Source organism: Methylobacterium sp. J-092, from assembly GCF_022829325.1.
Taxonomy (GTDB): domain Bacteria; phylum Pseudomonadota; class Alphaproteobacteria; order Rhizobiales; family Beijerinckiaceae; genus Methylobacterium.
Window position 1 is genome coordinate 23,667 of record NZ_JAKSXU010000112.1, and the last position, 10,179, is coordinate 33,845.

The 10,179-nt window shown below is 69.2% G+C and carries 9 protein-coding genes; 8 read left to right on the forward strand and 1 reads right to left on the reverse strand.

Annotated features, from left to right (window positions below; all coding sequences use genetic code 11):
- The first annotated feature begins 229 nt into the window (after nucleotides 1-229).
- The 5 genes from fliQ to recA all read left to right on the forward strand — a co-directional run bounded on the left by fliQ (nucleotide 230) and on the right by recA (nucleotide 6,463).
- A complete protein-coding gene (gene fliQ, locus MKK60_RS13075) occupies nucleotides 230-496 on the forward strand; it encodes a flagellar biosynthesis protein FliQ (protein WP_147728151.1) in 267 nt (88 codons plus the stop codon).
- A 33-nt stretch (nucleotides 497-529) separates the two neighbouring features.
- Nucleotides 530-1,294 carry a flagellar biosynthetic protein FliR gene (fliR, locus tag MKK60_RS13080; protein WP_147728150.1) on the forward strand — a complete coding sequence of 255 codons (765 nt, stop codon included), beginning with the start codon at nucleotides 530-532 and terminating at the stop codon, nucleotides 1,292-1,294.
- Between the two features lie 53 nt (nucleotides 1,295-1,347).
- On the forward strand, nucleotides 1,348-2,415 hold the full coding sequence (flhB, locus tag MKK60_RS13085; protein WP_147728149.1) for a flagellar biosynthesis protein FlhB: 1,068 nt from the start codon (nucleotides 1,348-1,350) through the stop codon (nucleotides 2,413-2,415).
- Between the two features lie 126 nt (nucleotides 2,416-2,541).
- Nucleotides 2,542-5,232, forward strand: coding sequence for a cell cycle histidine kinase CckA (gene cckA, locus MKK60_RS13090; protein WP_243986375.1), 2,691 nt, complete (start codon nucleotides 2,542-2,544; stop codon nucleotides 5,230-5,232).
- Nucleotides 5,233-5,368: 136 nt separating this feature from the next.
- Nucleotides 5,369-6,463: a recombinase RecA gene (gene recA, locus MKK60_RS13095; RefSeq protein ID WP_147728204.1), complete on the forward strand. Its 1,095-nt coding sequence runs from the start codon at nucleotides 5,369-5,371 to the stop codon at nucleotides 6,461-6,463.
- Between the two features lie 137 nt (nucleotides 6,464-6,600).
- On the opposite strand, the gene MKK60_RS13100 is transcribed toward recA, so the two are convergent.
- Nucleotides 6,601-7,002 carry a hypothetical protein gene (locus MKK60_RS13100; RefSeq protein ID WP_147843170.1) on the reverse strand — a complete coding sequence of 134 codons (402 nt, stop codon included), beginning with the start codon at nucleotides 7,000-7,002 and terminating at the stop codon, nucleotides 6,601-6,603.
- Between the two features lie 820 nt (nucleotides 7,003-7,822).
- On the opposite strand from MKK60_RS13100, the gene rpsL reads away from it, so the two are divergent.
- From rpsL to fusA, 3 genes are all read left to right on the forward strand, one after another.
- A complete protein-coding gene (gene rpsL, locus MKK60_RS13105) occupies nucleotides 7,823-8,194 on the forward strand; it encodes a 30S ribosomal protein S12 (protein ID WP_066927123.1) in 372 nt (123 codons plus the stop codon).
- Nucleotides 8,195-8,334: 140 nt separating this feature from the next.
- Nucleotides 8,335-8,805 (forward strand): 30S ribosomal protein S7, encoded by a 471-nt coding sequence (rpsG, locus tag MKK60_RS13110; protein ID WP_147728202.1) that lies wholly within the window; start codon nucleotides 8,335-8,337, stop codon nucleotides 8,803-8,805.
- A gap of 31 nt (nucleotides 8,806-8,836) precedes the next feature.
- On the forward strand, nucleotides 8,837-10,179 hold a 1,343-nt coding region (gene fusA / locus MKK60_RS13115), incomplete at its 3' end, for an elongation factor G (protein WP_243986385.1).

Genomic DNA, 10,179 nt, shown 5'->3' on the forward strand with positions numbered 1-10,179 from the left:
AAGGCGCCCGACGACAACGCCCCCGTCATCCCGGGGCTGCGAAGCAGGGCCCGGGATCCGGAAGCCGCCGCGGCGGCAAGCTCGGGCACCGCCGGCGGCTCTGGATCCCGGGTTCGCCGAAGGCGCCCGGGAAAGGCGGCGGCCGAGTCTCGAGGTGCTTCGGAGATGCCTGAACCCGGTCGCCCGTCGCGGGGACTTGGAATTTCGTCAGCAATCGGACCTCGGACACATGACCGGCCTCGCCATCCTCGACGTCGCGCGCGACGGCATCTTCGTCTTCCTCAAGGTCGCCGGGCCGCTGATGCTCGTGGCGCTCGCCGTCGGGCTCGTGGTCTCGCTGGTCCAGGCGCTGACGCAGATCCAGGAGCAGACCCTGATCTACGTGCCCAAGATCGTCTCGGTCTTCGCCGCCCTCCTGCTGATGCTGCCGTTCATGGGCGACGCGCTCGCCGGCTACATGACCCGCATCGCCGCGCGCATCGCCGCCGGCCAGTGAGACGGGGCGGGCGGCCGGCTGCTATGACGCGCCATGAACCTGCTCCTGCCCGGGATCGCGGCGGCCTACCTGCTGACCTTCGCCCGCGTCGGCACGCTGATCATGCTGATGCCGGGCATCGGCGAGCAGTCGGTCTCGCCGCGCATCCGGCTGTCCTTCGCCCTGCTGGTCTCGCTGCTGCTGTTCCCGATGGTGAGGCCGCTGCTGGCGGTGGGCCCCGACGCGATCGGCGCGCCCCGGCTGATCGGCCTGCTGTTCTCGGAGACGCTGGTCGGGCTGGTGATCGGGCTGACCGTGCGGATGATCCTCGCCGCGCTCCAGACCGCGGGCCTGATCGTCTCGCAGCAGCTCGGCCTGTCCTACGCCATGACCGTCGACCCGGCGCAGGGCGGCCAGCAGCCGGCGCTCGGCAACTTCCTGTCGCTGCTCGGCATCACGCTGATCCTCGCGGCCGACCTGCACCACGTGGCGCTCGACGCGATCTCGCGGAGCTACGCGGTGCTGCCGCCGCAGGCGGTGCCGGCCTTCGGCGATGCGGCGACGCTGGCGCTGAAGGCGGTCGGCCGCGGGTTCACCCTCGGCGTCCAGATCGCCTCGCCGTTCATCGCCTTCGGCATCCTGTTCAACCTCGGCCTCGGGGTGCTGTCGCGGCTGATGCCGCAGCTGCAGGTGTTCTTCGTCGCGGTGCCGGCCTCGGTGCTGATCGGCATGCTGATCCTGTTCGGCTCGCTCGGCGTGATGATGACCGTGTTCCTGGACGACCTCGGCCGCTACCTGCTCGAGTTCGCCGGGCGGTGACCACGACGACGCACAGCCGCCGCGGCCCCGGCCAGGTCGGGAGCCGTTGACCCATGGCCGAGGGGACCGAGCAGGAAGACAAGACCGAGGAGCCGACCCAGCGCCGGCTCGATCAGGCGATCGAGCAGGGCAACGTCGCGACCAGCGCCGAGATCAACACCTTCGCGATCCTGGCCGCCTTCACCCTGGCGCTGATGATCGCCGGGCCGGGCATCGCCCGCGGCCTGCTCGCCGAGATGCGCGGCTTCCTGATGAACGCCCACGCGGTCCCCGACGACCCGCACGCCATGGCGGGGATCGCCGGCCGCACCCTGACGATCTGGTTCCAGGCGCTCGCGGTCCCGGTCGGGCTCGTCGCGGTGGCGGGGCTGGCCGCCGGCCTGCTGCAGCACCCCCTGGTCTTCACCACCGAGACGCTCGGGCCGAAGTTCGAGCGGATCTCGCCGATGGCCGGCGCCAAGCGCATCCTCGGGCTTGAGGCGCTGTTCCAGTTCGGCAAGGGGCTGGCCAAGATGGCGGTCGTCGGGGTGGTGGTCGGCACCGTGCTGTGGCGCGACCGCGACCGGCTCGAGGTGTTCGCCCGCCTCGATCCGGCGGCCTGCCTCAGCGCGATCCTCGGCATCAGCGTCAAGCTGCTCGGCGGCGTGCTCGCCATCCATCTCGTGATCACGATGGCCGACGCCCTGTACCAGCGCTACCGCTGGCGCCAGCGCCTGCGCATGTCCAAGGAGGAGATGAAGCAGGAGATGAAGGAATCGGACGGCAACCCCGAGGTGAAGGGCCGGATGAAGCAGATCCGGATGCAGCGGGTGAAGAAGCGGATGATGGCCGCCGTGCCGACCGCCACGGTGATCATCACCAACCCGACCCACTACGCGGTGGCCCTGCGCTACGAGGCCGGCATGGGCGCGCCGGTCTGCGTCGCCAAGGGCGTCGACTCCCTGGCCTTCCGCATCCGCGAGCTGGCCAAGGCGCACGACGTGCCGGTGCTGGAGAACCCGCCGCTCGCCCGCGCGCTGCACGCCACCGTGGACATCGACGAGGCGATCCCGGCCGAGCACTACAAGGCGGTCGCCGAGGTGATCGGCTTCGTGATGCGCCTGCGCCGCCGGGCCGCCTGACGGGTCCGTACGCACGGTTTGTCCACCTTCCTCCGTCAGGCTTCGCCGCGACCGACCGGAAGACAGCCCTTGCCGATCGGCGGCGTGAAGGCATAACCGGTCCTTCGTTTCTGGATTCAAGGCCCGATGGCGGATCTGAGTGGACCCACGCCCGCGGTTTCGGGCTCGATCGACCGGTCGGAACGGCCCGGGCGGGTCGGATTGCTGCTCGTCCTCGCCGGGCTGCTGGTCGGGGCGGCGATCGGCCTGTCGTTCGTGGCCAACGAGCAGGCGCAGTCGCTGATCATCTGGCTGCTGGCGCTGCTGGCCATGGCCGGCGTGTTCTTCCTGTTCGCGATGGCGATCGGCGCGATCCAGCTCAGCGGGCAGGGCGGGCGCGACGACATCACCAAGGCGATCGTCGACGCCGCCCCCGAGGCGACCGTCGTGGTCGAGGAGGGCGGCCGGCTGATCTACGCCAACGAGGCCTATCTCCACGTCGCGGGCGGCGACAGCTTCTCGACGCTGCGCCCGGTCGAGCGGATCTTCGTCGGCTCGCCGGAGGTGTCGGAGGCGATCTACCGCCTGTCCCAGGGCGCCCGCGACGGGCGCAGCCACGCCGAGGAGGTGCGGATGTCGCCGCCGCCGGCGGCGAGCGCCAGGGGGCGCGACTTCGCCTGGTACCGCATCCAGGTCCGCCCGCTTCCGCGGCCGGGACGGGCCGCCTCGCTGTGGACGGTCAGCGACATCACCGCCGAGCGCGAGCGCCAGGAGAATGTCTTCCAGGAACTCCAGCACGCGATCGACTACCTCGACCACGCGCCCGCCGGCTTCCTCTCGATCGATCCGACCGGGGCGATCGTCTACATGAACGCGACGCTGGCGGCCTGGCTCGGCTACGACCTCGCGGTCGTCGGCCCCGGCGGCCCGCACCTCTCCGAGATCGCGCCCGCCGCCGACGCGCTGATCCAGAATGCCGGGCTCCCCGGCGAGGTCCGCACCGACCGGTTCGACCTCGACCTGCGCCGCCGCAACGGCCACCCGATGCCGGCGCGGCTGTATCACCGCGTCGCCTTCGGCAAGGACGGCAAGCCCGGCGCGTCGCGGACCTTCGTCATCAACCGCTCGGCCGGGGCCGAGAGCGACGAGCCGCAGCGCGCCGCCGAGGTGCGGCTCGCGCGCTTCCTCAACAACTCGCCGATCGCGATCGCGACGCTGGACCGCTCCGGCCGGATCGCGCGGGCGAACGCCTCGTTCGCGCGCCTGTTCGGCACCCTGCCGCGGCACGCGGTGGCCGATTCGGCCGCCGGCGCCGAGGAGCCGAACGTCGCCGAATCGGTGGTCGAGCGCGACCGCCCGGCCCTCGATGCAGCGCTCGCCAAGGCGGCGAGCGGGCTCTCCGAGATCGAGCCGATCGAGGTGATGCTGATGGGCAATGCCAACCGCTCGGCGCGGGTCTGGCTCAGCCCCGCCGGCGGGGAGGGCGCTCCGGGCCAGGAGCCGGAGGAGGCCGATCGCGAGCCGCTGATCCTCTACGCCCTCGACACCACGGCCCAGCGCCAGCTCGAGCAGCAGATCGCCCAGACCCAGAAGATGGACACCGTCGGCCAGCTCGCCGGCGGCATCGCGCACGACTTCAACAACGTCCTCCAGGCGATCATCGGCTACTCGGACCTGCTGCTCGCGAGCCACAAGCCGACCGATCCGGCCTTCCAGGACATCATGCAGATCAAGCAGAACGCCAACCGGGCGGCGGGCCTCGTGCGCCAGCTCCTGGCGTTCTCCCGCCGCCAGACGCTGCGCCCGGAGGTGATGAACGTCGGGGAGGCGCTCTCGGAGCTGACGCTGCTGCTGAAGCGCCTGCTCGGCGAGCGGGTCGGGCTCGACCTCAAGCACGGGCGCGACATCTGGCCGGTGAAGGCCGACGTGAACCAGTTCGAGCAGGTGATCGTGAACCTGGCGGTCAACGCCCGCGACGCGATGCCCGGCGGCGGCCGCCTGCTGATCCGCACCGCCAACGTGCTCGACCCGGGCGCCGCGGCGAAGCCCGACGGGCGCGGCGGCGCGCCGGCCGGCGACCACGTGCTGATCGAGGTGCTCGACACCGGCGAGGGCATCCCGGCCGACCTGATGGAGAAAATCTTCGAGCCGTTCTTCACCACCAAGGAGATCGGCAAGGGGACCGGCCTCGGCCTCTCGACGGTGTTCGGCATCGTCAAGCAGTCGGGCGGCACCATCGACGTGCAGTCGACCGTGGGTGAGGGCACGAGCTTCCGGATCTACCTGCCGCGCCACGAGCCGGCAGCGCTGCCCGAGCCGACGCCGGCGCTGCCGAGCCCGACGGCCGACGCGTCCGCTCCCGCCACCGCAGCGCAGGCGCCGGGCGAAAGCTTCGTCCTCGTCGGCGATCCGCCCGCGCCGCCGGCTCCGAAAACGCCCCCGCGAAAACCCTCGGCCGATCATACCGGGCAGGGGGTGATCCTGCTCGTGGAGGACGAGGATCCGGTCCGCGCCGTCAACAGCCGCGCGCTGTCGGCCCGCGGCTACACCGTGCTCGAGGCCGCCTCCGGCATCGACGCGCTGCACATCGTGCGCGAGGGCGGCCACCAGATCGACCTCGTCGTCTCGGACGTGGTGATGCCGGAGATGGACGGCCCGACCCTGCTGCGCGAGATCCGCAAGCACCTGCCGGAGCTCAAGGTGATCTTCGTCTCCGGCTATGCCGAGGACGCCTTCCGCAAGAACCTGCCGGAAGGCGAGACCTTCAACTTCCTGCCCAAGCCCTTCAGCCTGAAGCAGCTCGTCGAGACGGTGAAGGCGACGATGGCCGAGCCGTGAGGCGGCGGGCAGGCGCGGAAAAGGCTCCTTGGCGAGCCGATTCCGCCCTTGCTCGATGAGAACAAAACGGGTACATCAAATGCAGGTTCCAGCGCATTGAGATGCGCGCCCAACCCCTGCATAAGGATGCCGCACGATGGCTCAGGCCGCACTGAAAGTGGTGGAAACCCCCGGCATGGTGGACAAGGACAAGGCGAAGGCGATCGACGCCGCGCTGTCCCAGATCGAGCGGGCCTTCGGCAAGGGCTCGATCATGCGGCTCGGCAAGAACGACAAGGTGGCGGAGGTCGAGACCGTCTCCACCGGGTCGCTCGGCCTCGACATCGCGCTCGGCGTCGGCGGCCTGCCGCGCGGCCGCGTCATCGAGATCTACGGGCCGGAATCGTCGGGCAAGACCACGCTCGCGCTCCACACCATCGCCGAGGCCCAGAAGAAGGGCGGCGTCTGCGCCTTCGTCGACGCCGAGCACGCCCTCGACCCGGTCTACGCGCGCAAGCTCGGCGTCCAGCTCGACGACCTGCTGATCTCGCAGCCCGACACCGGCGAGCAGGCGCTCGAGATCACCGATACGCTGGTGCGCTCCGGCGCGATCGACGTGCTGGTGGTCGATTCGGTGGCGGCGCTGACGCCGCGCGCCGAGATCGAGGGCGAGATGGGCGACAGCCAGCCCGGCCTCCAGGCCCGCCTGATGAGCCAGGCGCTGCGCAAGCTCACCGGCTCGATCTCGCGCTCGAAGTGCATGGTGATCTTCATCAACCAGATCCGGATGAAGATCGGCGTGATGTACGGCAGCCCGGAGACGACCACGGGCGGCAACGCGCTGAAGTTCTACGCCTCGGTCCGTCTCGACATCCGCCGCATCTCGACCCTCAAGGACCGCGACGAGGCGATCGGCAACCAGGTCCGCGTCAAGGTCGTGAAGAACAAGGTCGCGCCGCCGTTCAAGCAGGTCGAGTTCGACATCATGTTCGGCGAGGGCGTGTCGAAGGTCGGCGAGCTGATCGATCTCGGCGTCAAGGCCGGCATCGTCGAGAAGTCCGGCGCCTGGTTCTCCTACAACAGCCAGCGGCTCGGCCAGGGCCGCGAGAACTCCAAGGGCTTCCTGCGCGACAACCCCGAGATCGCGGGCAAGATCGAGACGTCGATCCGGCAGAATTCGGGGCTCGTCGCCGAGAAGATCTTGGAGAACGCCAAGCCGACCGAGGACGAGCTCGACGAGGGCGAGGCGTAGTCCGTACCGCCCCTCCGAAGCGGCACACCGAAACGAAGAAGCGCGCCGGCCCGGGAGGGCGGCGCGCTTCTTCGTTATGAAGCCCCGAATGGGGAATGCCGGACGGGCCGACGCCTCGGCTCAGACGTCGCGAAGGCTCACGCCGAAAAGCCGGCCGGCTCGAACAGGAAGTCGTCGATCGTCGGGATGCTCACGGAGAGCCCGGCATAGGCCGGCTTCGACAGGCGCCACGGCCGCTCGGCCCGGGCGCGGATCGCCTCCGAGGGACGCAGGCGGCGCAGCGAGCCTTCCGGCTCGACCTCCTCGACGGTGAGGAAGCCGTAGACCTGCAGCCGGGACGCGATCAGCTTGGTCTCGCGGTCGCCCGCCGCCACCGTGAGCGTCCCCGTGGCATAGACCGCATCCATCAGCGCGCGCTGCTCGGACCGGCGCCGGGCCTGCCCCTCGCGGACGCCGCCCTCGTACGGCAGAGGCCGGCCCGCGGCGGCGATCCGCCGGAAGGGGACGACGTTCTCGGCCGCACTCGAAACGCTACCCATACGCATCACCCTGACCGTCGCCACATCGCATGGTCGGGTGCGCATCGCGCCGTCCCGACGAAGCGGACAATTCGACGAATCGCTTTAATCTTCCGTGAGCGCTGTCGAAGCGGGCCGTGCCCGACCTGCCCCGATCCGGCACGGTGCGCCGCGCTGACGAGGCCGCCCACCCGACGAGCAAGTGCCGGCCTCGCGCGGGCGATGGGAGGCCGAAGTGATCAGGGAACGCGTCCGGATGGGCGCGGAGGTGATCGCCACCCGCCCGAGCGCCGGCTGGAATAGCCGCCGCCAAGGTAACGCCCCGACCGGTCTGCACGGGCCCGACGGCACGAGCCGCGGCCTCGCGGTACGCAGACCACGACATTCGCACGCTCGCCGGGCGCGTCACCCGGCACGGAGACCCGGAGGCGGATCGCTTCGGGCAACCGTCCCGCACAAAACCTTAACCTCTCGTCGGATGCGAGATAATCGGCCGGAAACCATTGACCCCTCGGGCGATGGAGGCTAGAAGCGCGCCACTTCGAACGGCCCGGGGGCTGCTGACGAGGCTGAGCATCACGCTCATCCGTTCGTCGACGACGCGCCGATCCACCGTCGAAGGCTCACATCGCCTGACGTTCTCGTCAGATCAGTAGGTACGAGCGCGCCTGCCTTAACAGGGGTGCTCCTCTGCCGACAGCGCGCCAAGGGTCCTCACCGACCCCTGGCGCATATTCGTTTTGCGGATCTCCTTCGGGAGGTTCGTGGGCGGCTCCGCAGGGAGCCACGTTACGTCGCACGGGATCGCGCTTCGTCGCGATCCGGAGGAAGAGGGCACAGGATGCCGACGATCAACCAGCTGATCGCGCAGCCGCGGAAGATCCAGCGGAGCCGCAACAAGGTGCCGGCGCTCAACGCCTGCCCGCAGAAGCGCGGCGTCTGCACCCGCGTCTACACGACGACCCCGAAGAAGCCGAACTCGGCGCTCCGCAAGGTCGCCAAGGTCCGCCTCACCAACGGCTTCGAGGTGATCGGCTACATCCCGGGTGAAGGCCACAACCTTCAGGAGCACTCGGTGGTGATGATCCGCGGCGGCCGCGTGAAGGACCTTCCGGGCGTGCGCTACCACATCCTCCGCGGCGTGCTCGACACGCAGGGCGTCAAGAACCGCAAGCAGCGCCGCTCCAAGTACGGCGCCAAGCGCCCGAAGTAAGATCTTCCCGTCCGGACGTTTTGCCCGGGCGGCCGACACGGCATTCCACTGCCTCGTAAGGATGTCGCCGGCGCTCTTCAGGAGTGGCTCAAGGCGGCCTGCGCGAGGTGCTTAGATCCTTATCCCTCGGAAGTTCCGCAATGTCCCGTCGCCATTCCGCCGAGAAGCGTGAGATCATCCCCGATCCGAAGTACGGGGATATCGTCCTCACCAAGTTCATGAATTCGATCATGTACGAGGGCAAGAAGTCCGTCGCCGAGCGGATCGTGTACGGCGCTTTCGAGATCGTCGAGAACCGCGCCCGCGCCAACCCGATCGAGGTGTTCCGCGCGGCCCTCGAGAACGTCGCCCCGATGATCGAGGTGCGCTCCCGGCGCGTCGGCGGCGCGACCTACCAGGTCCCCGTCGAGGTCCGCACCGAGCGCCGGCAGGCACTGGCGATCCGGTGGCTGATCCAGGCCGCCCGCGGCCGCAACGACCGCACCATGGTCGAGCGCCTCTCGGCCGAGTTCCTCGATGCCGCGAACAATCGCGGCAACGCCGTCAAGAAGCGGGAAGACACGCACCGGATGGCGGAAGCCAACCGCGCCTTCTCGCACTACCGCTGGTAAGCGGCCCGACGCCCCTTTCGGAGAGATCCCGATGCCCCGCACCCACGCGATCGAGGACTACCGCAACTTCGGCATCATGGCCCACATTGATGCCGGCAAGACCACGACCACCGAGCGGATCCTCTACTACACCGGCAAGTCCCATAAGATCGGCGAGGTCCATGAGGGCGCCGCCACCATGGACTGGATGGAGCAGGAGCAGGAGCGCGGCATCACGATCACGTCCGCCGCGACGACGTGCTTCTGGCGCGAGAAGCGCCTGAACATCATCGACACGCCCGGCCACGTCGACTTCACCATCGAGGTGGAGCGCTCCCTCCGCGTGCTCGACGGCGCGGTGTGCGTGCTCGACGGCAACCAGGGCGTCGAGCCCCAGACCGAGACCGTCTGGCGCCAGGCCGACAAGTACGACGTCCCGCGCGTCGTGTTCGTCAACAAGATGGACAAGATCGGCGCCGACTTCTTCAAGTGCGTCGCCGACATCATTACCCGCGTCGCCGGCAAGCCGGTCTGCCTGCAGCTGCCGATCGGGGCCGAGAACACCTTCAAGGGCGTGATCGACCTGATCAAGATGAAAGCGATCGTCTGGTCGGGTGAGGCGCTCGGCGCCAACTACGACGAGGAAGAGATCCCGGCCGACCTCAAGGATCAGGCGGTCGAGTACCGCACCAAGATGATCGAGGCCTGCGTCGAGCTCGACGACGAAGCCATGACCGCCTACCTCGACGGCGTCGAGCCGAGCGAGGAGACCCTTCGCAAGCTCGTCCGCCGCGCCGTGCAGCTGCGCGCCTTCCACCCGGTGCTCTGCGGCTCGGCGTTCAAGAACAAGGGCGTCCAGCCCCTGCTCGACGCGGTCGTCGATTACCTGCCGTCTCCCGCCGACCGCGGCGAGATCAAGGGCCTCGACTTCAAGACCGAGGAAGAGATCGTCCGTCACCCGACGGACACCGATCCCTTCTCCATGCTCGCCTTCAAGATCATGGACGATCCCCACGTCGGCACGATCACCTTCTGCCGCGTGTACTCGGGCAAGATCGAGTCGGGCGCCAACGTGCTCAACTCCTCGCGCGACAAGAAGGAGCGCGTCGGCCGCATGCTCCTGATGCACGCCAACAACCGCGAGGACGTCAAGGAAGCCTTCGCCGGCGACATCGTCGCGCTGGCCGGCCTCAAGGACACCCGCACCGGCGACACGCTGTCGGACCCGGTCAAGGTCGTGATCCTCGAGAAGATGGAGTTCCCGGAGCCCGTCATCGAGATCGCGGTCGAGCCGAAGTCGAAGGCCGATCAGGAGAAGCTCGGCATCGCGCTCGCCAAGCTCGCGGCGGAGGATCCGTCCTTCCGCGTCTCCACCGATCAGGAGTCGGGCCAGAC

What these genes read in the sequence shown, in the direction of transcription:
- fliQ (WP_147728151.1), top strand. Translation starts at nt 230, where the DNA reads ATGACCGGCCTCGCCATCCTCGACGTCGCGCGCGACGGCATCTTCGTC.
- fliR (WP_147728150.1), top strand. Translation starts at nt 530, where the DNA reads ATGAACCTGCTCCTGCCCGGGATCGCGGCGGCCTACCTGCTGACCTTC.
- flhB (WP_147728149.1), top strand. Translation starts at nt 1,348, where the DNA reads ATGGCCGAGGGGACCGAGCAGGAAGACAAGACCGAGGAGCCGACCCAG.
- cckA (WP_243986375.1), top strand. Translation starts at nt 2,542, where the DNA reads ATGGCGGATCTGAGTGGACCCACGCCCGCGGTTTCGGGCTCGATCGAC.
- recA (WP_147728204.1), top strand. Translation starts at nt 5,369, where the DNA reads ATGGCTCAGGCCGCACTGAAAGTGGTGGAAACCCCCGGCATGGTGGAC.
- MKK60_RS13100 (WP_147843170.1), bottom strand. Translation starts at nt 7,002, where the DNA reads ATGGGTAGCGTTTCGAGTGCGGCCGAGAACGTCGTCCCCTTCCGGCGG.
- rpsL (WP_066927123.1), top strand. Translation starts at nt 7,823, where the DNA reads ATGCCGACGATCAACCAGCTGATCGCGCAGCCGCGGAAGATCCAGCGG.
- rpsG (WP_147728202.1), top strand. Translation starts at nt 8,335, where the DNA reads ATGTCCCGTCGCCATTCCGCCGAGAAGCGTGAGATCATCCCCGATCCG.